Source organism: Gluconobacter albidus, assembly GCF_002005485.1.
Classification (GTDB): Bacteria; Pseudomonadota; Alphaproteobacteria; order Acetobacterales; family Acetobacteraceae; genus Gluconobacter; species Gluconobacter albidus.
On record NZ_CP014689.1, the window covers coordinates 1,152,231 to 1,175,320 of the forward strand.

Annotated in this window: 19 protein-coding genes and 2 pseudogenes; 14 read left to right on the forward strand and 7 right to left on the reverse strand. The window is 56.5% G+C overall.

All coding sequences use genetic code 11. From position 1 onward, the window contains the following. The first annotated feature begins 79 nt into the window (after positions 1-79). A complete protein-coding gene (locus A0U94_RS05055; RefSeq protein ID WP_077803857.1) occupies positions 80-1,780 on the forward strand; it encodes a PAS domain-containing protein in 1,701 nt (566 codons plus the stop codon). 101 nt (positions 1,781-1,881) lie between these two features. On the opposite strand, the gene A0U94_RS05060 is transcribed toward A0U94_RS05055, so the two are convergent. Then, positions 1,882-2,928 carry an AraC family transcriptional regulator gene (locus A0U94_RS05060; protein ID WP_077802644.1) on the reverse strand — a complete coding sequence of 349 codons (1,047 nt, stop codon included), beginning with the start codon at positions 2,926-2,928 and terminating at the stop codon, positions 1,882-1,884. Between A0U94_RS05060 and A0U94_RS05065 the strand changes: the two genes are divergently transcribed. The 8 genes and pseudogenes from A0U94_RS05065 to A0U94_RS16050 all read left to right on the forward strand — a co-directional run. Next, the gene (locus A0U94_RS05065) at positions 2,917-4,041 is read left to right on the forward strand and encodes a zinc-binding alcohol dehydrogenase family protein (RefSeq protein WP_077802645.1); all 1,125 of its coding nucleotides are present in this window, start codon (positions 2,917-2,919) and stop codon (positions 4,039-4,041) included. The genes A0U94_RS05060 and A0U94_RS05065 overlap by 12 nt on opposite strands. A gap of 130 nt (positions 4,042-4,171) precedes the next feature. Then, on the forward strand, positions 4,172-5,779 hold the full coding sequence (locus tag A0U94_RS05070) for a phytoene desaturase family protein (protein WP_077802646.1): 1,608 nt from the start codon (positions 4,172-4,174) through the stop codon (positions 5,777-5,779). Beyond that, positions 5,766-7,298 (forward strand): phytoene desaturase family protein, encoded by a 1,533-nt coding sequence (locus tag A0U94_RS05075; RefSeq protein WP_077802647.1) that lies wholly within the window; start codon positions 5,766-5,768, stop codon positions 7,296-7,298. The genes A0U94_RS05070 and A0U94_RS05075 overlap by 14 nt, the downstream gene beginning before the upstream one ends. Then, positions 7,295-8,056, forward strand: coding sequence for a lysophospholipid acyltransferase family protein (locus A0U94_RS05080; RefSeq protein WP_244178079.1), 762 nt, complete (start codon positions 7,295-7,297; stop codon positions 8,054-8,056). Before A0U94_RS05075 ends, A0U94_RS05080 begins: the two co-directional genes overlap by 4 nt. After that, positions 8,053-9,144, forward strand: a complete 1,092-nt coding sequence (locus tag A0U94_RS05085; protein WP_077802648.1) for a glycosyltransferase family 2 protein — start codon at positions 8,053-8,055, stop codon at positions 9,142-9,144. The genes A0U94_RS05080 and A0U94_RS05085 overlap by 4 nt, the downstream gene beginning before the upstream one ends. Before the next feature lie 14 nt (positions 9,145-9,158). Then, positions 9,159-9,557, forward strand: a complete 399-nt coding sequence (locus tag A0U94_RS05090) for a DUF2141 domain-containing protein (RefSeq protein ID WP_244178080.1) — start codon at positions 9,159-9,161, stop codon at positions 9,555-9,557. A 13-nt stretch (positions 9,558-9,570) separates the two neighbouring features. Next, a complete protein-coding gene (locus A0U94_RS05095) occupies positions 9,571-10,818 on the forward strand; it encodes an aldehyde dehydrogenase family protein (RefSeq protein ID WP_077802649.1) in 1,248 nt (415 codons plus the stop codon). Between the two features lie 48 nt (positions 10,819-10,866). Next, positions 10,867-11,421, forward strand: a pseudogene (locus A0U94_RS16050) (IS5 family transposase); the annotation flags it as partial. Between the two features lie 85 nt (positions 11,422-11,506). Here the strand turns inward: A0U94_RS16050 and A0U94_RS05105 are convergent. Continuing rightward, on the reverse strand, positions 11,507-12,430 hold the full coding sequence (locus A0U94_RS05105; RefSeq protein WP_244178081.1) for an NmrA/HSCARG family protein: 924 nt from the start codon (positions 12,428-12,430) through the stop codon (positions 11,507-11,509). A 17-nt stretch (positions 12,431-12,447) separates the two neighbouring features. Between A0U94_RS05105 and A0U94_RS05110 the strand changes: the two genes are divergently transcribed. Then, a complete protein-coding gene (locus A0U94_RS05110; protein ID WP_077802650.1) occupies positions 12,448-13,335 on the forward strand; it encodes a LysR family transcriptional regulator in 888 nt (295 codons plus the stop codon). Positions 13,336-13,694: 359 nt separating this feature from the next. Here the strand turns inward: A0U94_RS05110 and A0U94_RS05115 are convergent, their stop codons facing one another. From A0U94_RS05115 to A0U94_RS05125, 3 genes are read right to left on the reverse strand one after another with little or no spacing between them, the layout of a single operon-like run. Beyond that, positions 13,695-15,941, reverse strand: coding sequence for a xanthine dehydrogenase family protein molybdopterin-binding subunit (locus A0U94_RS05115; protein WP_077802651.1), 2,247 nt, complete (start codon positions 15,939-15,941; stop codon positions 13,695-13,697). A gap of 12 nt (positions 15,942-15,953) precedes the next feature. Further along, positions 15,954-16,961, reverse strand: coding sequence for an FAD binding domain-containing protein (locus A0U94_RS05120; protein WP_077802652.1), 1,008 nt, complete (start codon positions 16,959-16,961; stop codon positions 15,954-15,956). Continuing rightward, the gene (locus A0U94_RS05125; protein WP_077802653.1) at positions 16,958-17,464 is read right to left on the reverse strand and encodes a (2Fe-2S)-binding protein; all 507 of its coding nucleotides are present in this window, start codon (positions 17,462-17,464) and stop codon (positions 16,958-16,960) included. Before A0U94_RS05125 ends, A0U94_RS05120 begins: the two co-directional genes overlap by 4 nt. 264 nt (positions 17,465-17,728) lie before the next feature. Here A0U94_RS05125 and A0U94_RS05130 point away from each other — a divergent pair, with 264 nt between their 5' ends. From A0U94_RS05130 to A0U94_RS16060, 4 genes and pseudogenes are all read left to right on the forward strand, one after another. Continuing rightward, complete coding sequence (locus A0U94_RS05130) at positions 17,729-18,952, forward strand: MFS transporter (protein ID WP_077803861.1); 1,224 nt, start codon at positions 17,729-17,731, stop codon at positions 18,950-18,952. 133 nt (positions 18,953-19,085) lie between these two features. Beyond that, a complete protein-coding gene (locus A0U94_RS05135) occupies positions 19,086-20,222 on the forward strand; it encodes an acyl-CoA dehydrogenase family protein (RefSeq protein ID WP_077802654.1) in 1,137 nt (378 codons plus the stop codon). Continuing rightward, the gene (locus tag A0U94_RS05140; RefSeq protein ID WP_077802655.1) at positions 20,219-20,950 is read left to right on the forward strand and encodes a PIG-L deacetylase family protein; all 732 of its coding nucleotides are present in this window, start codon (positions 20,219-20,221) and stop codon (positions 20,948-20,950) included. Before A0U94_RS05135 ends, A0U94_RS05140 begins: the two co-directional genes overlap by 4 nt. Beyond that, a pseudogene (locus A0U94_RS16060) lies at positions 20,947-21,378 on the forward strand (class I SAM-dependent DNA methyltransferase); the annotation flags it as partial. The gene A0U94_RS05140 and the pseudogene A0U94_RS16060, both read left to right, overlap by 4 nt. A gap of 73 nt (positions 21,379-21,451) precedes the next feature. Here A0U94_RS16060 and A0U94_RS05150 read toward each other — a convergent pair. Beyond that, complete coding sequence (locus A0U94_RS05150) at positions 21,452-22,495, reverse strand: glycosyltransferase family 2 protein (protein WP_338030061.1); 1,044 nt, start codon at positions 22,493-22,495, stop codon at positions 21,452-21,454. Positions 22,496-22,647: 152 nt separating this feature from the next. Then, the gene (locus A0U94_RS05155) at positions 22,648-22,914 is read right to left on the reverse strand and encodes a hypothetical protein (RefSeq protein ID WP_244178083.1); all 267 of its coding nucleotides are present in this window, start codon (positions 22,912-22,914) and stop codon (positions 22,648-22,650) included. Positions 22,915-23,090 lie beyond the last annotated feature (176 nt).

The window sequence follows — 23,090 nt, forward strand, 5'->3', positions numbered from 1 at the left end:
CAAGATTTGTGTTGCCGTTCCGTTCTTTCGCGTGGGATGGAAGGCTATGCAAACGCGCCCCACGTCATCGGCAGAGTTCATGAATCAAGATTTATCCAAACATCCCTCGACTGGGGAGCTGGCAACATTGAGCGATCGTGAGCCGCACCATTGGGCGCAGACAAAAATCAGTGACCCGACGCTTGAAAACAGAAGCAATGTTTTCTTTGCAGCAGTCGAAATGACCAGAATGCCAATGATTTTGGCTGATCCGCGTCTGCCCGACTGCCCGATTGCCTTTGCAAATAATGCCTTTCTTGACCTCACCGGATATGAGGTCAGTGAAGTGGTCGGAAGAAACTGTCGTTTTCTACAAGGCGCTGGTACCGACCCAAATGATGTCCGGCAACTGAGAGACGCTATTGCGAATTGCAAACCGATTGCCCTCGAGATCCTGAACTATCGACGCAACGGAACACCGTTCTGGAATGCGATTTTCATGGGGCCGGTGTTCGACGAACAGGGAGAACTGATTTATTTTTTCGCCAGTCAGCTTGACGTTTCCAAGCGCCGTGAAAGCGAGATGGCCCTGCGGCAGGGCCAGAAGATGGAAGCAATCGGACAACTGACCGCAGGTCTTGCGCATGATTTCAATAATTTATTGCAGATCCTGAATAACAGTCTGGACCGGATGAAGGACAAGCGCCTGGATCATCAGGCGTTTGATCGCCAGCATATGATCGCCCAGCAGGCTGCGGACCGGGGCGCAAGACTGACGCGGCAGCTGCTGTCTTTTGCGCGCCGGACCCGGCTTGAACCAACACAAGTCAATCTGAGTTCACTCATCAGTTCTTTCAAAGAATTGATAGAGATGTCGGTTGGAACCCAGATTGATCTCTATCTGAACCTGAGATTACGTTTGCCAGATGTAAAGCTGGACGCAAACTACTTTGAAATGGCGCTTCTCAATGTCGTCGCCAACGCCCGCGATGCATCTTCATCGGGTGGCTCGATCACGATAAAAACGAAGCTTCTTCATCTGAATGGAGATGCCGAAGCCCGCCGTCTCAAACCAGGAGACTACGTGGTCGTGACAGTGGCGGATGAAGGGCAGGGAATGCTGCCTCATATTGTCTTGCGAGCGACAGAGCCGTTTTTTACAACCAAACCGTCCGGACAGGGAACAGGTCTGGGGCTGGCAATGGTTCAGGGCTTCGTTCAACAGTCTGGTGGGCGTCTGGAAGTGGAGAGCGAACACCAGCGAGGCACAAGCATTCATATGATTTTTCCAGTTTCCGCGTCGAAAGAAGAGACTGAAAGCATCAAGGAAAATACGGGCTATAAAGCACAGCCGGTCGATGAAAATTCGAATGTGCCGCATATTCTGATTGTTGAAGACAATGCCGATATTGCCCAATACGCAGCGGATGCTCTTATGGAAACCGGGTATCAGGTAACGATTTCCCAGGATGCCACGGAAGCATTGAATGTTTTCGCAAAAGCACTTGCTGAACACAGGCCATTCAGTGCGGTCTTCTCGGACGTTATCATGCCAGGGGGACCCAATGGCCTGGTTCTGGCAGAAAAAATCAGCCAGTTACGTTCTCAGACGCCTGTTGTTCTCACTACAGGTTATAATGATGAGATGTCACTGAACGCACCTGACAATAATAATTTTGAAGTACTTGGCAAGCCGTATCAGAGATCCGAGCTTATAGATCGTATTCAGGCGGCGCTCAGTCATGGGTCACGCAGTGGAAATGGTCGTCAGACATCGGACTTCGGTCACGCTGAGGAATAAAAAAACTGCTCTTGAGCGATGTGGTGCATTTAAAGAGACATTTTTCTGCTGTTGATGCTCTTAAGGAGGTAATATTATCCAAGGATTTATTATGACTTGATTCAATCTGCTGTAACTGCGCTTCGGATATCCGTATCTTTTGAAAAATTTGACGGTACCTGTCCCATGACGCGCTTAAACGCTGCACTAAATGCACTCTCGGAACTATAACCAGACAGTTCAGCCGCTCGTGCTACACTTATTCCTCTTTTGGCAAGATGATGTGATGCAACCGTCATTCGCCATCGTGTCAGGTAGTTCATACAGGTCTCGCCAATTATTGCTTTAAAGTGAGCCGCAAAACTAGTCCGTGACATTCCAGAAATTCCCGCAAGCGTTTGAAGCGTCCATTGGGCTTCTGGATTTTTGTGGATCGCACACAGGGCGGCATGAAGACGTGGATCGCGCAAGGCGTATAGCCAGCCCGTACCCTGAGTGCTGTTGGTGATATGTAGCCGCAGCCCCTGGATCAGGAGCATTTGAGCAAGATGGGCTGCAAGGAGCGCGCTTCCTATTTCAGGCTGGCGTAATTCGGACATCAGCTGTTCAACAGCCCATTTCATTGTGCTTCCTGAAGCATTTGGCCTGATATGGATCAGTGGCGGAAGCTCGCTCAGCATTCGTTCTGCATAAGGCGCTTTGAATTTAAAAAATCCGCCCATGCCTGTGACGTGTCCTCCTCCGTTCAAGACGGCAGTATGGCCGACGGGTACGGACAGCAGAACATCGTAGGCACTGAGAGGCGAAACGGTTCTGTTCGTGTAGGTGCGAAAAGCATGTTGGCCTGACAAGAGGACCAGATCGCCCGCCTCAAGTTGAGCAGGAGCGTCAAGACCGTCCACCTCAATCCAGCACGCTCCTGTCTGTATGGCCTGACATTTCAGACCAGGTCCTTCAGGAAACTCCAGACACCAGTCTCCCTGTGCGCTCAGCCCACGAAAACCGTAACTGTCAGGCTCAAGAAACCTAAGAACGTCAGAAAGTGGATCCATAACCCCTCTGTACGATTGCGACGAAAAAGCGGTTTTTAAGGCATGGATCGTACAGGAAGGGATTGTTAGAAAATAGACCATTCTGAAAAGTGATGCGAGTATTCCATGCCCAATCATGAAGCCCTTATTCTCGGCGAGAAGCGTGGTCTTTTTGCAGTGCGCGCTGTTCCAGACATAGCACCCGGGATGGATGAAATTCTCGTTTCTGTCCGTGCGATCGCTGTAAACCCGTTTGAACGGCTCATCCAGTCCGTTGGTGATGTCATTACTCCCTGGATGACTTACCCGGCCATTCTTGGCTCAGACGTGGCAGGGGATGTCGTCGCGGTCGGTTCAAATATTACCCGCTTCAAGGTGGGAGATCGGGTCGTGGGCTTTGCTGCCGGAGAAGAAAAGGGTCGGCGGTCTGCCGAAGGGGCATTTCAGGAGCAGGCTATTCTTATGGAGAAAATGACTTCGCCGCTGCCAGACAATCTGTCTTTCGAGGCGGCAAGCGTTTTACCTCTTGGCCTCACAACAGCCGCAGCAGGCCTTTTCCAGCCTGATTTTCTTGCCATGTGTCCTCCCTCCAGTAAGCCTGCGCCAGCGGGTCAGACACTGGTTGTTTGGGGAGGCTCCACAAGCGTTGGATGCAACGCGATCCAGCTTGCGGTCGCGGCTGGCTATGATGTCATCGCAACGTCATCTCTGCGAAATGCTTCCTATCTGAAGAGGCTGGGCGCCTGTGCCGTTTATGATCGACACAGCCCGTCAACACCGTCGGTAATCATTGAGGCGTTGCGAGGACGGGAGGTCTGCGGCGCCATTGCGATCGGTACGGGATCGGCCAAAGCCTGTATCGACATTCTTGGAGCTACCAAAGGGCAACGCTTTATCGCACTGGCGACGCCTCCTGTATCTCTCGATGAGATTCCAGCGGGACGTGGGCGCTGGCAAAAACTGCTGCCTGCTTTGATAGGGCTGGTGATCAGAAATATTTCCCTCGCTCTGAGAGCCCGACGCAAAGGCGTGAAGACAAAGTTCATCTGGGGTGGCGCCCCTCTTCATAATGAGGTCGGGCCTATGATTTACAGGGAATTCCTGCCGTCGGCGCTTGAAAGCGGGCAGTTCAGGCCCGCGCCTGAGCCAGAAATTGTCGGGCACGGCCTGGAAGTAATTCCAGAAGCACTCGAACGCCAGCGTAAGGGCGTTTCGGCCAGAAAACTGGTTGTAACCCTAGGGCCACGATAACGGCCGATTCAAAACAGAACCGACATGCAACGAACGGACGTCTGACGAGTTCTTGCAGAGGCAAAATACAGCGTTTCATCGCGTCTCTGTTTTTAGAAAAAATTCTGTCTCGAGTGGAAAAGACCAAAACTTGGAAAACGATGCGATCGTCAAAACGCTTATAAAGTCTGGTTCTCTCCACAATCGGCGGATTGCGATTGTTGGTGGCGGGCCAGGCGGCCTGGCTTCGGCAATGCTGCTGGCCCATGCAGGTGCGGACGTGACGCTCTATGAGCGGCACAGTAAGCTCGGGGGAAGATCTTCCGCCATTGAGGGCGAAACCGGAGCCGGGGCGTTTCGGTTTGATACCGGGCCGACCTTTTTTCTTTATCCTCAGATCCTTCGGGACATCTTCACGCGCTGCGGGCTGCGGATGGAAGACACGATTACCCTGAAGAAACTCGATGAAAATTATGATCTGGTTTTTGAAAACGGTCCGTCCCTGAAGGTTACGTCTGATATTGATGTGCTGGAGCGTGAGATTGCGCGGATTGACGTGCAGGATGCCGGACAAATTCGGGAATTTATTGCCGATAACCGCGCCAAGTTCCGCAACTTCATTCCTGTTTTGCAGCGGCCTTTCAACAGTGTGCTGGATCTGTTGCAGCCGGACATGCTGCGGGCTTTTCCCAAGCTGCGGCCGCTGTGTTCTGTTGACCGGGACCTGAGCCGGTATTTCCGCGATCCGAGGACGCGGCTCGCCTTTTCATTCCAGAGCAAATATCTCGGCATGTCGCCCTACAGGTGCCCGAGCCTGTTCACGATCCTGAGTTTCATGGAACATGAATACGGTATCTATCATCCCGTCGGGGGCACGATGGCCGTCATGGAGGCCATGGGGCAGGCAGCAGAGCGGCTTGGGGTTACGATCCGTCTGAATACGCCCGTACGTGAGATCCTGACTCGCAAGGGGCGCGCAACGGGGGTGCTGACGGATCAGGGGCCTGAACGGGCGGATGCCATCGTCATCAATGCCGATTTCGGGCGGGCGATGACGAAGCTGGTTCCGGATAGGAAACGGCGCCGATGGAAGAACAAGTTCATCGAGCGGAAGAAATATTCCTGCTCGACGTTCATGATGTATCTCGGAATTGAGGGAACTGTTCCGGACAAGGGACACCACACGATTTTCCTGTCAGAATCCTATGACCGGAACTTCGCTGAAATCGAAGCAGGGAAAATGCTGTCCGAGGAGGCGTCTCTCTACATCCAGAATGTCTGCGTGACCGATCCGGAGCAGGCACCGGCGGGACATTCTACACTCTATGTCCTGATGCCGGTCGGGCATCTGCGTGACGGGGGTGTGGACTGGACGGATGAAACACGGGCGCAGGCGCGCAAGCTCGTGATGGCGCGTCTGGAGAAGGCCGGTTTTGCGAATATCGAGGAGCGGATCCGCTTTGAGAAGATCCTGACGCCGATGGACTGGGAAGAGCGTTACGACGTTCACAAGGGGGCGGTTTTCAATCTGGCGCATAATCTGGGTCAGATGCTGCACCGGCGGCCGCACAACCGTTTCGAGGATATTCAGGGCGTCTATCTGGCGGGCGGCGGAACCCATCCGGGAAGCGGGCTTCCGGTGATTTTCGAGGGCGCGCGGATCAGCAGCGACCTGGTGATCCGCGATCTTGCGCCCCGCAGGGGCTCTGCGTTTTTCAACCGGCGTTCCCGGAAAGGGGCCACCCATGTCGCGTCCTGAACAGAAGTCGTCCGTCATTATCATCGGAGCCGGGCTGGGCGGACTTGCAGCGGCCTGCACGCTGGCGGCGCGTGGCCATAAAGTGACCGTGCTTGAGGCCAATGACTGGCTGGGGGGCAAGGCTGCGGAATGGCGGGAGGGGGGCTACCGCTTCGATATGGGGCCGACCATCCTGACCGTTCCGCGTGTGCTGGAGCGTGTTTTCGCCGAAGCGGGCGTTGATATGCACGAGCGGCTGGATCTGCGGCGGCTTGATCCGCAGTGGCGCTGCTTTTTCGAGGACGGGCAGACGCTTGATCTGGAAGAAAATGCGGAGCGGATGGCGCAGGTTCTGGAAAGCCTGTGTGCAGGGGATGGCGACGGGTATCGCGACCTGATGGAAACCAGCCGTCAGTTGCATGAGACATCCGAACGGTTTTTCTTCTGGAAAAGCGTCGGTGGCATTGCGGATACGATGGATCTGCGCACGTCGTTCACGCTTGCGACGTTGCAGGATGTACTGCGGCTGCGGATGGATTCCACGTTCGCGCGGGAAATCCGCAAGCGCATCCATAATCCGCAGGTGGCGCAGATGCTGGATCATCTGACGCAGTATGTGGGCTCTGATCCATTTCAGGCACCAGCGGTACTGCTTGGTATTGCCGATATGCAGAGTCATGACGGGGTCTGGTATCCGATGGGGGGCACCCGTGCCGTTCCGGAAGCGCTGGTCCGGCTTGGCGAGGAACTCGGTGTCGAATTCAGGACGGGAATTCGGGTGCAGCGGATCCTGACGCGGGCCGGGCGCGCCTGTGGCGTTCTGACGGCGCAGGGTGATGTTCTGGAGGCAGATGCGATCGTTTCCAACATGGACAGTGTGCGCACGATGCGAGAGTTGTTGGCGCATGTTCCAACCGCAGGGTTTGAGCGGCAGTGGAAGCGGCGCAGACCAGCGTGTTCGGGTGTGGTGCTCTATCTGGGGCTGGATCGTGCCTATGATCATCTGGCGCATCATGACTTCGTCTTTTCCGACGATCCGGAAGAGGAATTCGACGCCATCTATCGCCGGGGCGTGCCTGCGCCGGACCCGACCTGCTATCTTGCGGCACCGTCACGGACCGACCCCGGGGTCGCACCGGAAGGGGGCGAGGCGCTGTATGTTCTGGTGCACACCCCTTACATCCACCGTGGTCAGAACTGGCAGGACATGTTTCCGGGATACCGGCAGGTCATTCTCGACAAGCTGAAGCGCTGTGCAGGAATGCCTGATCTGGAGGAGCGGATCCGGGTGGAACATCATCTGACGCCGCTCGATATTCAGGAACGTTATTCCACGCTGCGCGGGGCAATTTATGGTCTCGCGAGTCACGGGCGTCTGAACGGGGCATTTAAGCCTGCGAACCGCTCAGCAGATGTTCCGGGGCTGTATCTTGCAGGCGGCTCTGCGCATCCCGGGGCGGGAATGCCGATGGCGCTGATGTCGGGATGGATCGCGGCGGACTGCGCCGATCAGGACATGACGGAAGCCGACGTCTCGTGACAGCTTCAGGAGGGCGTCACCCGCTGGTGGCCGCACTTGTGTCGCGGGGCATGCGCCGGGGGATTCAGCGCGGTTTCAATGCTGTCCGGCTGTCGGGAGATGCAGAGGCACTGCGTTATCGCGGACCTCTCGTGGTGTGTGCAAACCATCCGGGGTGGTGGGATCCCGCGGTTTTTGCATGGTTGCAGCATCATTTTTTTGGGCACTGTCATGGCTATGGCCCGATGGAAGCGGCGGCCTTGCGCCGGTATCCACTGCTGGAAAAGGCCGGGCTTATCCCCGTTAATCCCAATGATCCGCAGTCGCTTCGGCAGTTTGTCCGTGTTACGCGGGATGTATTGCAGCAGGGGCATGTCCTGTGGATCACCCCTCAGGGAGACTTTGCCGATTGCCGTGTGCGGCCCGTCCGGCTTCAGCCGGGGTTTGCGCATCTGGTGCGGCATGTGCCTTCGGTCCGGCTTGTGCCTCTGGCGATCGAATATCCATTCTGGAACGAGAACCGGCCGGAGCTTCTGCTCAGATTTGGCTCCCCGGTGCCTGTGGGTGACGGGGAGCGGGTGCGCTGTGTGACGACCCGCATGGAGGCGGCTCTGAGGGAGACAATGGATGCGCTGGCGCGCGATGCGTATACGCGCGATGCATCGCGCTTTGTGACGTTTGTGCAGGGGCGGGCAGGGATCGGCGGCCTTTATGATATGGGGCGCAGAGCCCTACAGTGGGGGCGGCGGAAGAATTTTCAGCCACGACATGATCCATGACCCGGAAGCTTGAGAAACTGGCATTCGGCGCCGCTTTTCTGCCATTCGTTATGACATTGCTGAATCTGGGCAGGTTGCGCAGGCTTCCAGACGCATCCGGACATGGGGCGATTTCCGTGCTGATTCCGGCGCGGGATGAGGAAGAGACCATCCAAGGGGCGATCGACACGGTTCTGGCCAGTCAGGGCGTGGAACTGGAACTGATCGTGCTCGATGACCATTCGAGCGACAGGACACTGGAGATTCTGCGGGCCTGCGATGATCCGCGGCTGCGCGTGCTACAGGCGCCCGATCTTCCGGAAGGGTGGTGCGGTAAGACGCATGCCTGTGCGGTGCTCGGGGAGGCTGCGCGGTACGGGTTGATGCTGTTTATTGATGCGGATGTGCGGCTGCAGCCCGATGCGCTGGCGCGGCTTTCCGGCCTGATGGCGGAGCAGCCTGATGTTTCGTTTCTCAGTGGTGTGCCACGGCAGGTGACGCGGACATTTCTGGAGTGGCTGCTCCTGCCGTTTATCCATGTCCTGCTGCTAGGGTATCTGCCGATGGTATTCGATACAGGCCGGAAGCCTGCTTTCGCCGCGGCCTGCGGGCAACTCGTTCTGGTGAGACGCAGGGCCTATCAGGCCAGCGGGGGGCATGCTGCCGTCCGAAACCGGCTGCATGACGGGCTGGCCCTTGCGCGGCAGTTCCGGGGGCACGGGTTTCAGACAATGTTGTTTGATGCGACGGATCTCGCCTCGTGCCGGATGTACCGCCGTGGGGCAGATGTCTGGAACGGGCTTCTGAAAAACGCGACGGAAGGCATGGCGACGCCCCGGGGGCTCCCGGTCTGGAGCGTGTTGCTGGGAGCAGCGCAGATTCTTCCCTTCGTACTGCCTGCAACCCCGGTCTCCCGGCTGGCGGCCGGGATGACGCTTCTGACACGGGGGCTGATTTCGTACCGGTTCCGGCAGGGCTGGGGCACCGTTGTGCTGGCGCCCCTTGGAACAGCACTGCTGCTGCTGCTTCAGTGGCAGGCGTTGATTGGCAGATGTCTTGGCCATGCGCCGCGCTGGCGGGGGCGGTCCTATCCACCGGGGTCTGTATGATGAAATTACCTCTGATGCTGTTTTTGTTTCTGTTACCCGACGTCGTGCAGGCTGCTGCGCTGAATGTGGCAGTGACGAATATTCCTGATGCGACCGGGAATATTCGCGTGGCTGTGTGTACGAAGGCGGAGTTTCTGGCGCCGGATTGTGGGTATCATGCGATCGTACCGTCCCGGCCGGGGCAGGTTAACGTGACGTTTGCAGATGTCCCGTCTGGAGTTTATGCGGTTCAGGTCTTTCAGGACCGCAATGGCAACCAGAAGCTGGATCAGAATTTTCTGGGAATGCCCAAGGAGCCACTGGGCTTTTCGCGCAGTCCGCCGATGCATTTCGGACCACCCCGGTTTGCCGATGCGGCGTTTACTCTTGGAAATCAGGATGCGGCGCTCTCCGTAGCCTTGAGAACGAAATAGGGGGATCGGACAGATGACGGTGTCCGACGATGCTGTCGCCCAGCTGAAACAGGCGGCAGAGCATTGGGATGCGGTTCCGATGGTGGCACGACTGCGTCTGGTCCGACGTTTTCGTTGCTTGCTACGGCGCAGATGGCGGATACTTCCGGATCTGTATCCGCAGCGTCCGGCGGTTGAGACGTGGACGACCGAGTTGTTGCCTTTACTGGCAGCGTGCAGGTTCCTTGAGCGGAATGCCGGGAAAGTATTGAGCGCGCGCAAGGCGGACGTATGGGGCCGGCCGCTGTGGCTGCCGGGAGTGACGTCGCGTGTTGAGCGACGACCTTTCGGGGCAGTTCTGATATTGGCGCCGGGGAATTATCCGCTGATGTTACCCGGCATCCAGCTTTTGCAGGCTTTGGTGGCGGGTAATGTGGTGGCTCTGAAGCCGGCCCCGGGTGGAGAAGCGGCGGCCCGTCTTCTGGTGGGTCTTCTGGCTCAGGCTGGTTTCCCCCAATCGGTATGTACGATTTTGCCGACCGATTCAGGCCGTGAAGCGGTAGCCGCGGGTTTTGACCTGATTATCCTAACTGGATCGGCGCAGACGGGGCGGCAAGTGCTTCAGGATGCCGCCAGGACGCTGACGCCGACGATCATGGAGCTGTCAGGCGTGGACCCGGTTTTTGTGCTGCCGGGCGCTGATCTGGCTCATGTCGCTCGTCGGCTTGCTTATGGGGTCCGTTTGAATAACGGCGCGACATGTATTGCGCCGCATCGGGTTTTTATCCGCAACGAGGACAAGGCGGCCCTTTTGGCATTGCTGAGGTCCACGCTGGCTCAAAAACCGCCTCTGTCCTGCGATAGTGCTGGTCAAGCGCGGCTTGCGGCACTGAAGGAGCGGATCGAAGCTGCGGGTGGCCGTGTGGAGATGGTGGGGGATGTGAGCATATTCACGCAGGTGGAGGGGCTGCATGGCCTCTTGAATACGGACATTTTCATGCCCTGGCTGGCGCTGACGGGCGTTTCGGATATCGAGGTCGCCACGACGCTGGAGAAGGGGATGTCCTACGCACTGGGGGCGAGTATTTTTGGTCCGGCACCTGCGGCGGCAATGCTGGCACGACGGCTTCGCTCGGGCTCGGTGTGCATCAACGACCTGATCGTACCCACTGCAGATCCAAGACTGCCTTTCGGAGGCGCAGGGGGAAGTGGGTATGGCGTGACCCGCGGGCCAGAGGGACTATTGGCGTTGACGCGGCCAGTGGTAATATCCTCACGTTAGGCTAGGCTTCCTGACGGATGAACAGATGGAGCATCTGCGCCCCGGTAGTACGGTCCACATAAGACGCTGTACAACCGCTGGAGCGTCATGGGGATCTTCGCCCGCATGATGGATGGCCTGGCTACTGGCGAGGCAGAGCCCCAGACTATTATGTTGGATGTGACGTATCTCAAGCCGCATTCCACGGCTTCGAGCCTGCCGTTGAAAAATGGGATCCAGGGCGAGTGATCGGACGGACAAAGGCGGCATGAACACGAAGCTGCATGCGATCACCGATCAGAACGGACGACCGCTGAGCCTCTTCATGACAGCAGGGCAGATCAGTGATTATACCGGTGCCGCTGCCTTGCTGGGAGAACGGGGTAATGACGCCACCTGGTTCAGGGACGCTCTGGAAGAGGAAGGGATAAAGCCCTGCATTCCAAGACGGGAAATCCCGCGAAAACCCGTCAAACACGATAGGCGGAAATACAAACGCCGCAACCGCATCGAGATCATGTTCAGAAGGCTCAAGGAATGGCGGCGGGTCGCAACCCGCTACGACGTCCGACCGGCTTCTTGTGCGCCATCTGCCTCGCTGTAACCGTCATGTTCTGGCTTTGAAGATTAGGTCTTGGATTTATCACGGTAAAAAAGGAGTTTTGCCGTTGCCTGTCGGCAGAAAAGCGATAGCTACCACGCCAGAAACCTAATTTTGCGTCCAGTCTCGCAAAGTCAGGAGGGCCGGATGCTCATGACGGAGGTCAGGAATGTTGGCGTGAAATCCGTCGCGTGCAATCCATTCGAACATGAGGCGGAAGTCTTCTGGTAGCCGTGCGCAAAGCTGAGTTGGGATTTTGAAGGACACTGCAGGGCGCAGACCCGAGCGCCTGAGAATGGAGGACGCAGATTGCAAGGTGACGTTATCGCCCGCCAGTTCGATACGACGACCTGCAAAAATGTCGGTTTTCTCAAAAGCTTCAGCTGCGAACCACCCGACATCTCTGACCGAAACAAGCTGCATGGACTGTTCGGGAGCCAGATAGGTTTTCATCATTGAGAGCATTGTGGTGCGGAACATAAAGATGGAAAAATTCTCCATGAAAGCCGCGGGTCGAAGAATGGTAGCCGTCAGGCCCAGTGCCGCAATATGTTTCTCAATGGCCCACTTGCTTTCGAAATGAGGTACTCCACTTCTGCGCTCTGCTCCGCCGGCGGAACACTGTACGAAATGGCGGACACCATTTTGCGCTGCCAGCGTTGCCAGTAATTTGCCCTGGCGCTCCTCCCCGGCAGGCCCGATTTTCATGGGAGACTGGACGGACAGCACCCCATGAACCCCGCGTAGCGCTGTTCGAAGAGAGTGCTCGTGATCAAGATTGCCTTGCATCAGTTCCACACCAAGTTTTGCCAGGACCATCGCTTTTGGCGCCTGAAGGTCCCGAACCAGTGCCCGGATATGCCACCGTTCTGCGCGACGCATCATCTCGCGGATTGTAGCACCTCCCTGTTGTCCAGTGGCGCCTGTGATCAGAATAATTGGCTTTGGCATATCCGTTTCCTCATTGAAATCAAAGGATAGGCCGTTCCTTCTGTGAAACGCAGCCATCTTATCGTAGACATCACGTCCCACTTATGGAACGGATTTCAATGAATTCTGATGATCTCGGTTGCTTTGTCCATATCGCGGACGCCACGAGCCTCAGTGGGGCAGCGCGTGCAACGGGTACCTCAAAATCATCCCTCAGCCGGGCGCTCCTTCGTCTTGAAAACGTCATTGGAGCAAAGCTGTTTGAACGTAGCCCGCAGGCTCTCCGGTTGACGGAAGCGGGGCGGATGCTTCTGCCCTATGCGCGTCGTGTTATGGACGATTTGAATGAGGCGAAAGCGGCGCTTGATAATGTAACGGGACAGCCTCGCGGGGTCTTGCGGATCAATGCCGCAATGACCTTTGCGCTTGGACTGGTAGCACCTATGCTTCCTGATTTCCTCAAACGCTTCCCCGAAATGCATGTGCATTTCGATACTGAAAACCGCCTTGTGGATATTGCTCGGGAAGATGTGGACGTCGCAATTCGTATCGGTACGATGCCGAACTCGGACCTGATCGCCTGCAAGCTTGGTCAGATTGCGTTATGGCCATGTGCCAGCCCCGCCTATCTTGCTCAACGGGGAGCACCCGATACGCCCGCAGATCTAGCCAGTCACGTACTTTTCGGGTGGACAGCCCAACCTGCGATATGGCGTTTCCAAGATATGCAGAAACGCGAACATAGAGTCTCTGTCCCTGACGGGTCCGTCGTGCCGGAGCCTGCCGTTTTACAGGTGTTGCTTGAACATGGCGCCGGGATCGGGCGGTTGCCAGATTTTCTCGCGCGACCTGCCATTGAGCGTGGCACCCTGATACGGCTTCTTCCAACATTCACGACAGAAACCGTAGAAGCCCATGCTGTCTATGCAGCGCACCGAAGCCTCTCCTCAAGGATCCGCGTTTTCATCGACGCGCTACGAGCGCATCTGTCCCAGAATTCAGAATAAAAATAGCAAATCATAAGAGAGAGGTACGCATCTCAGGACGATTGAAAAAATTAACGAGCACCATTCGTAATTTTGGGTAGAGATAATCCTTGAACAGACGATGTTATATCCCGCTACAAACTGCCTCGACTGTTGGGGTGATCCCCAGATAGTTGCCGATCTGGGGAAAGATGCACTGATGAGGTGATGTTAGGCGCGGCTGGAATTTGTGGCAGCCTATATTTATCTGGCGAGCTAAGACAGGCCTCTCGTAGCCGGGCAAACACTTTACGTGATTTGTGCTATAATAAATCGATGGCCGATTCCTGGCTGTTGGTACCAGCTTCTTTGGCCTGTTCAGGCCCAAGAAGCTTCGAGGCTCAGTTTCCCGACATAATCGGCAGATTGCGATGGCGTTGACCCGTTGCATGGAAGATTGCATTGGCAATGGCTGCCGCCGTACCGCACATGCCAATTTCCCCTACGCCCTTGACCCCGAGCGGGCTGACTTCCTGATCCTGTTCCTCGACAAAAATGACATCCATGTCCGGAATGTCGGCATGGGAGGGGATGTGATACTCGGCAAAACTGTGGTTCATGAAGCGCCCCACGCGTTCGTCCATCAGGGACTCTTCATGAAGCGCCATGCCGGTCGCCATAACCATCGCACCTCTGACCTGACTGGCAGCCGTCTTGGGGTTCATGATGCGGCCGGCTGCAACAGCGTTGACCAGCCGCTTCACACGCACGATACCGAGTTCCTCATCCACGCGGACTTCGCAGAAAACGGCGCTGTGGGTGAAACGGGCCTTTCTCATCTGGCTGATGGTCCCACGAAGCCCCGGCTTCGCGGTTTCTTCGACTTCAAGCTTTTCCTGTCCCGTTAGAGACATCGCTTCGGACAGGGGCAACCTTAGGGTCTCGTTCCCGTCCGCACCTTGGAGGAACCCGTCCTGCAGAACTGTAGTGTTGTTCGACAACCCTTCTGTCAGCCAGACGGAGATGTTTCCGCTTTTCCCCAGCACTTTGAAAAGCTTTTCGCGCAGGCTCTGACAGGCAAGCCAGACCGCAGCTCCAGCTGAGGCGGCTGTCCATGAACCACCCTCAGTCGGACATTCCGGAAGAGTTGAATCGCCAAGTTCGATATCAATCATCTCGATGGGGATACCGAATGCTTCAGACGCCGTCTGGGCCAGGATTGTGTAGGTCCCGGTTCCGATGTCGGAGGCGGCGGTTGCGATATGCAGACGTCCATCGCCAGTCAGTGTGGCGCGGGCCGATGTGGGGGAGAACATTGCGTCCCAGATACCTGTTGCCATGCCCCAGCCGATCAGTTCCCTGCCTTCCCGCATGCTTTTCGGTGCCATTGGTCGGTTTTGCCAGCCAAAGCACTCTGCGCCCTCATGCATGGCCTTTTTCAATGCCTTGCTGGTCAACGGCATGTCATGCATGGCGTCGATATCGGAATAGTTGTGCAGACGAAATGCCAGCGGATCCATGTTGCAGGCATAGGCCATTTCGTCGATGGCCATTTCAAAGAGATTGACGCCTGTGGCGGCTCCGGGGGCACGCATGTCGCTGGAAGTATAGGTGTCACGCGGGGCCACCTTGTAATCGGCCATAGCGTTGGGGCATTTGTAGTTGATCAGGCCCCAGATCACGAGATTTTCCATGTTGTGCTCAAAGCGTGATGTGTCCGTCACGCCATTGACGATCATGGACTGCAATGTGCCGTCCGGCTGGGCACCAAGGGCGATATCCATAACGGCTTCCGGGCGGAAGACATGGGTGAACATCTGTTGGCGCGTCAGGGTGACACGGACCGAACGATCCAGCATTTTCGCAGCGAGAACTGCGAGAAAAACATTGTGCTGAGCGCGCAGGCCCGAGCCGAATGCCCCCCCGACATAGGGATTGAGCACACGGATCTGATCTTTTGAAAGGGACAGGGCGCTTGTCAGGTAGGTTTGTACAGATTGCGGGCCCTGTGTCTTGTCCCAGACCGTGAAGGTGCCGTCCTCCTCGACGATAACGGTCGTGGCGTGCATCTCCATGGGGTTGTGATGCTCGGGGGCGAGGTGGTAGCGCCCTTCGACCTTGATGGGGCTGAGAGCATAGGCTTCGGCAGCATTTCCGCGTGACTTGGGCGGCACGTAATTGCTGCGGGTTTTGTCTGGCATGTATTTCTGATGCAGGGAGGCCTCGAAATCCGCGTTATGTGGCCAGCGCTCGTAATCTACTTCGAGAAGCATGGCCGCTTCACGGGCAGCTTCGAATGTTTCCGCGAGGACGACGGCAACGGGCTGGCCGCTGAAGTTTATTTCCGCCTCATGAAGCGGCCTGTAAGGAGAGCCGGGGACGCCCAGACCGTCGACATACGATTTTTCAAAAAGCGCAGTGCGTGGGCGGTTAAGATGCGTCATGATCTCCACCACACCGGGTACCGATCGGGCTGCCTCTTCCTGGATTGCTTCGATCCGACCGCGCGCGATGGCGCTGTTGACGATGAAGCCATACAGCATGCCGGCAGGATGCGGCTCGGCGGCATAGCGGGCCTGTCCCGTTACCTTGGCGAGGCCATCAATCCGGGAAATGGGTTGTCCAATTTTTACTGAATGGAGAGTCATACCCAGGTTCTTTCAGAAGATGTTCTTTTGCGTCTGGGACTGGGGCGTGCCAGCGGCGGCCTGCGACAGGGCCCTGATAATTACGCGGGGAGCCAGCTTCAGCTTGGCGGCGTTATCGCGGTCGGTGACTGCACCTTGCAAAAGGCGCTCGGCGACGCCGTAAAACAGGGAAAGAGAAGGCGTTTTCCCCTCAAGGAGCGCTTCGGCTTCCGGGACGCACCAGGGTTTTGTGCCGACGCCACCCATGGCGATGAAAGCCTTGCGGATCGTATTGTCTTCCATTTGCAGGCCGGCTGCGACGGACACGATCGCAAAGGCGAAAGACTGTCGGTCGCGGATCTTGAGGTAGGTGTGATGGGAAGCGAAGCTGAGTGGCGGCAGATCAATGGACGTGACGATTTCACCGGTGCGCAGGATGTTGTCCTGCCAGGGTGTGTCTTGTGGGAGGCGGTGATAGTCACGCAGGAGAACAGTGCGCTCGCCTTCAGGGCCAGTGAGATTGACCGTTGCGTTCAGGGCTGCAAGGGCCACGCACATGTCTGACGGGAACGTGGCGATACAGGATTCGCTGGTGCCGAGGATGGCCATGATCCGGTTGCGTCCGCCTTTGGCGGAACATCCCGTACCGGGGGAGCGCTTGTTGCACGCCATATCCGGGTCATAGAAATAGTGACACCGCGTGCGCTGGTTCAGGTTGCCACCATTGGTGGCCCTGTTACGGATCTGAGGGCTTGCACCGGCCAGAATGGCGGAGGCAAGAAGGGGATAGCGCTCGCTGACAAGCGGATGGGCTGCGGTGTCGGCATTGGTGGCGAGGGCACCGAGGCGCAGACCGCCATCAGGGCGTTCCTCGATCTGGCTCATGGACAGGGCATTGAGATCAACGACATGCTTGGGGCGTTCGACGTCCGATTTCATGAGGTCGATGAGGTTGGTGCCTCCTGCGAGGTAACGCGTGTGCTCTGGGATACGTTGCGCTGCGTCAAGTGTGTCGGGGCGGGAATAGGAGAACTGTCTCATGCGGCTTCTCCAGCCCTGTCTTGCTGCTGCTGGGCAACAACCTGCTCGATGGCATCTATAATGCCATTATAGGCGCCGCAACGGCAGAGATTGCCGCTCATGAATTCGCGGATTTCCTCGCGAGTGTGGACATGCCCTTCTTCCAGAAGTGCCACCGCTGACATAATCTGTCCTGGTGTGCAGTATCCGCACTGAAAGGCATCTCGGTCGATAAATGCCTGTTGCATTGGATGTATTTTGCCGTCCCGGCCCAAGCCCTCAATCGTCGTCACCTCGGCGCCAGGGATTGAGACAGCCAGAATGAGGCAACTTTTCACCCGTTTGCCATCTACGAGTACGGTGCAGGCCCCACACTGGCCGTGATCGCAGCCTTTCTTCGTTCCTGTAAGGTCCAAACGCTCCCGAAGGAGGTCCAGTAACGTCACACAGGCCGGGATTTCATCAACATAGGGCTCTCCGTTGATCCGGAGACGGCAGGAGCTGGAGGCGAGCATGTCAGGCATCGAAAATCGCTCCGTTCAGCGCTATTTCTTCAGGTTTGTTGGATTGTAAGAGGCGCAGCGGCGTCAAGTTTCACCGCAACCCCAATAATTCCGGGCACAGATCACCCGTCATGCGAAAGGAACCACGAAAGGCCGCGGGGCACGGCGGAAAAGATGATTTCTTAAGACATTTTCGTAACACGACCGTGATCTGGCCGTTCAGTAGTGAAGCGGCAGAGTTTCGACGTCTGTCCGGCTTCTGAAAAGATCTTGACGGGAATTGCGGTGACGAAAAACAAAGAACAGACACGGCACCAAAGGGATGATTTGGCCCTCGACGGACTGAGCTTTCTTCTGGCGGATGTTCAGGACAATCTGGGAAACTTCCTGACAGCGTTTCTGACGATACAGAGCTGGCCTTCAAACCGGATTGGTGCGGCGATTGCTGCGGGCGGTCTTGGAGCTGTTCTGGCACGGTTCGCAGGTGGGTGGGCTCTGGATATTTTTCCGCGCCGCCGTCTGATGCTCGCGGTGTGCTGTGCCGTGACATTCATGTCCGTCACTGTGATGGCCTGGGCACCGCTGTTTTACCCGATTGTTCTGGCGCATTTCATCGCGGGCGGGGCAGGCGCGCTCTTTACACCCATCCTTGCCGCCATCAGCCATCATACAGTGGGGGCCAAAGGCTATATTGAGCGCATGGGCCGTAATGAGTCCTTCAATCATCTGGGCAATGCGTCGTCCGGTTTTGTGATGAGTCTGCTGGGCAGGATGATGGGCCCGGTGGCTCCTCTTTGGGGTGTGGGAGGACTCGCGGCGGCCAGTCTTTTTATGATTGGAGGGTTTTCGGCCAGGGCCGATGCCCCCTCGGAACAGCCACGGGATGCCGCCTCAATACGCCAGACCCTGGGGGCTGTCTGTAAGCTGCTTTCCGAACCTCGACTGCTCGTCTTTCTGGTGACCTATCTGTTGTTCAATGTCGCCAATGGCGCCGTGGTCCCGCTGATGATCGAGCGTTATGCTTTTTTCCATCTGGGCGATCCGGCAATCGTGACGGCCATTTGTATCGTCGTGGCCCAGATCACCATGGCACCTGTGGCCTTTTTCGTGGGCAAAAAGGCGCCTCAATGGCCGCGCAAACCGCTGTTTGTTTTCGCGCTGGTCCTGCAACCTATTCGGGACGGTCTTGTGGTCCTGAGCGCAGGCTGGCCGACGCTGACTCTGGTCCAGATCCTCGACGGGCTTTCGTCTGGCATCATTCTGGTGCTGTTCTATGCTATCCTTTCGGACATTGCTTCTGGAAGCGGACGAAGCAATCTTCTCATCGGACTGGGACTGGCGCTGGGAACGATCGGGGCGCTACTTTCCAATCTCGCAGGTGGCGCTCTGGCATCAGGCTACGGGTTCAACACGACATTCGTGGTCTTGGGACTGACAGCGGCTGCTGTAGCCTGCCTGTTTGCATGGGGCATGCCGGAGACGCATTCGCCTTCCTCTGAGGGGGCATGAGATGGCGTGCATCTCAGGGTGATGCGTCTGCCTTATTCGCGCAGAATAGTGACCGGCGATATTATTTTCACGAGGATCCCTGATCGACTTCTGGACGTTTCCCATATCGGGCTGCGCGGAAGGGCTACAGGACATGTCAAATTCTGGTCATGGAGGGGCCGACGGGAAAGATTCTGCCTTTAAGGCCAGACTGATGCATCTGTTCGCAGACTGGAAAGTCAGACCCTTCACGTCAGAAGAAAATCTGTTTCCGTCCGACCTCCTGAGATCTCTGAGAGAGATTGGTGCCTTGGATGCACTCCTTCCGTTGGAAGAAGGAGGGTTTGGGCTGGTTTCTTCTTCCGACAGTGGAGATCTTCTTTCGTTGCTTCTGCGGCGGACGGGTTATTTAAGCTTATCGTTGGGACGGTGTCTTGAAGGACATGTGAATGTTGTTCGTCTCGTGGGGCTGTATGGCACGCAAGAGCAGCGTCACACGTTGGCCACAACATCGAAAAAAGGAATTTTGGCCGGGATATGGGTCACAGACGGGGACCCTCCTGTGACCATACGGAAGGAAGGAGGCCTCTATAGGCTCTCCGGGATCAAGGGATTTGCCAGCGGCGTCAATGAGGTTGGTCTTGCGCTGATCACGGCAACGATCGAGCAGGAAGAGTCGGTCATGCTCCTCGTGCCGACTACGGATGCCGCTCGCAGACGGCCAGGTCCGGGCAAGCTGACCGGGATGCAGGCAAGCGGAACGGGTGCTTATGATTTTACCGGGCTGACGGTTTCTGCTCAGGATATTCTGGGGGCGGCGGGAGATTATCTGCGGCAGCCTGAGTTTTCTACGGGAGCATGGCGCGGATCGGCCGTCGCGCTTGGCGCTATGGACCGGTTGGTCGATTTGCTGAGGGAAGAACTTCTGGCCCGGAAGCGGGCCCACAACCCGCATCAGCTCTGCCGGATTGGTGACGCGATGATCCTTCAAAAGACGGCCTCCCTCTGGGTCAGGCAGGCCGCTCATGCTGCGTGTGCTTGTCCGGAGATGCCCCCTGAGGAGGTCACAGCGACTGTCAATCTGGCGCGGTTGGCCGTTGAGCGCGCGGCCCTGGAAATGATTACGCTGGTGCAGCGCGGTCTGGGCCTTTCGGCCTTTGTAAGAGGGCGAGCGGTCGAGCAGGTCATGCGGGATCTGGCGACTTATCTGCGCCAGCCCGCCCCGGACGAGGCGTTGACCGAAAGTGCGGCATGGTTTGTCATGCATGACTGGCCGGAGGATTGCTCATGAAAGTCCGGGATGTGCTTCGACATTTCGCGGAGTTTCCGGTAGCGCCCCTTGAGACGATCGCACCTGAAACGGCGCTCGTCCTCTCCCCGCATCCGGATGATGAGAGTCTGGGTTGCGGGGGCTTTATTGCCTCTTCGGTGAAGAACGGAAACCCGCCAGTGGTGGTGATTGTGTCCGACGGCTCTGCGTCGCATCGTAATTCAGTGACATGGCCGCCCCGGCGGATGGCTCGGCTTCGTCAGGAAGAAAGCCGGGAGGCCGCGACAGTACTAGGGCTTTCTTCCGACCGGCTGCTCTTTATGGGGTTGCAGGACTCAGCCGTTCCAACACAAGGCGACAGTTTTGAAGCTGCCGTTCACGACCTCGTTGAGATTGTTGAGCGTTATGAGTGCCAGACGGTTCTGACGCCATGGCGCTGCGATCCTCACTGCGATCACGAGGCTGTCTGGCTGATGGGGCAAAAGCTGAAGGTTCTGGTGCCGCAGTTGAGGCTGCTGGCTTATCCCGTCTGGGGTCTGACCCTACCACCCGAAATGGAGATCAACGGGGATCTCCTCACAGGATGGAGGCTTGATATAGGGAAGTTTTTAGGCAGGAAACGCGCGGCCATTCAGGCCCATCGCAGCCAGAGGGGGCTTGTCGTCGACGACGACCCAAGCGGTTTTGTTCTTCCTGAACATCTGATGGAAAAGATGCTGCTTCCCTATGAAATCTTCATTGCATCATGAGTAACGAGACATGGAAACCGGAAGTCTTTGAGCGTCTGTTTCAGAATAATCCCGATCCGTGGGGCTTTGAAAAAAGTCCGTATGAACAAAGAAAGCTGGCACGGGTTCTGGAATGTCTTCCTGCCTTTCCTGTTTCTTTTGCCGTGGAGCTCGGATGTGCGATTGGTGTTGGAACGTTAGCACTCTCAAAACACTGCCCACGCATTTTGGCAGTCGATGCCTCCGAAAGTGCACTTGTTATTGCAAGACAGCGCTGTCGCGCGGAGAAATACGTCAGATTTCTGGCGGCTTTCCTGCCAGCGGATTATCCAGTTGCGGAAGCCGCGGGCTGCGACCTCGTTCTTATTTCCGAGCTTCTTTACTTCCTTTCTCCAAAAGACATCCGTCGACTGGCGGACATGGTCATGGAGAGCCTGAAATCTGAAGGGCATATCCTGATCGTAAATTGGACAGGGCAGACCGATACGCCATGCACGGGTGATGAGGCGGCCGAGCACTTCATCAGGGCCTGTCGTGAAAAACACTGGATTCCGGAGCTGTCAGAGCAGGGAAAGGGATATCGTATTGACCGGCTGTCTCGATCGGGAACTTCTTCGGTAAACGCTGTTTTAGCTGGCGAAGGCGCTTGAGTACCCTTAGGGCCCGTTCATGATGTTGCTGCAGATCATTTCTGCGGATGCAGACTACAGGAAGGTCGGGATAGGAAATATCGAGGCAAGAAGATTGGCTCTGCCAGTATGTCCGTTCTCTGCGAAGTCTCAGCAGGCGTCTGGAGACAGGTTCGAAGGCATCGTCAATATATTCGTCTTGGGCGATCAGGCGACGCGCCAGAGTTTCCGCCATTCCGCCACGCGCGCGACCCTGAAGACGTGCGGAGACATAGACCTTCACTTGCGGGGCATGACGAACCGCAATGCCGTTCTGTCGCAGGACCTTGGCGAATGCCCTATCCTCTCCTGAAGGAACGCCCGGAATTCCGCCGACCCTGTTCCAAGCCTCACGGGTTACGGCAATGCTGGCGCCTGAATGTTCCAGATGCCGGGGCCAAGGGTCATGCGGTTCAGGGTTGGCCAGAAGTCCAATCTGGTCCAAAATTGCACCGTATGCCCGCTCCAATTTTTCATCCTCGTGAAGATGAGGAGGAATCTTTCTGTATTCTTCAGGAAGAAGGAGAACGCGTCCAAAAACTGCCTCAACAGGGTACTGAATAAAAGCCTTGAGAATACTATCAATCCAGTCACCTGCAACTTCGCTATCGGCATCCGTAGTCAGAAGAATCGCATCAGAAGACGCAGTTTTGGCGACATATGCCATGGCGTCACGTCGTGCCTGACCGGCACTCGCTATGGAAGGAGGATAGGAAACCGTCACAGTTTCCAGTTTGAATGGCAGGCGGTGGGCGAGAGAATGCGCCCGGTTATCAGTTTCGTCGGTTGTGTTGTTGATCCAGAGAACGACCCTGTGCGGAAGGTGCTTCTGCGCCGCCAGGGCGAGAAGGCAGGGGATAATATGTTCTTGTTCATTACACACGGGGATCGCCACAATTCTTGGCTTTTGCCAAAATAGGAATTGCCTGCTCAACGATACAGGATCAGTATTGATAAGCGGAAGGACACGACTATTCCTGTCGTGTCGCCCCCAGTCTTCGGCGCAAGGAGTAGCCTCGCAGGATCCTCGCGCTCGCTCGTGGGGCATTATCAGATACTCGCCACGAGTTGCGGTTCAAAGAAACTCCAAACCTGATTGGTTGGATTTTCAGGACCATCGGGAAGTGCGGGCGGCTCGCCTTGCGGGGAAGGTGGCGCTTCCTTCTCTGGAGGATATGACTTCCCAGGATGTTCTTCTTCGGGAGGTTCGTCCGTAATAGGACTTTTATCCGGATATGGATCGAAGTGTTCCCGCTCATCTGGAGAGCCGGGAGCTTTCGTGGGATTGATGGGGAGGGCACTATCTGGAAAAGGCATGTTTGCCTCCATTAAGGAGACAGCTCAATGGTTGAGAAAGGTGAGAGTTCAGATCACTTAAAAGAGAATACTGCGCTCTAGGTATATGATCAGTAGCGGTTGTTTGCCTAAATAAGGCTTTGAGAGTAGTCATACACTGTATTTTGAGGATATTTCATAATTATGTGGGCGGAGTT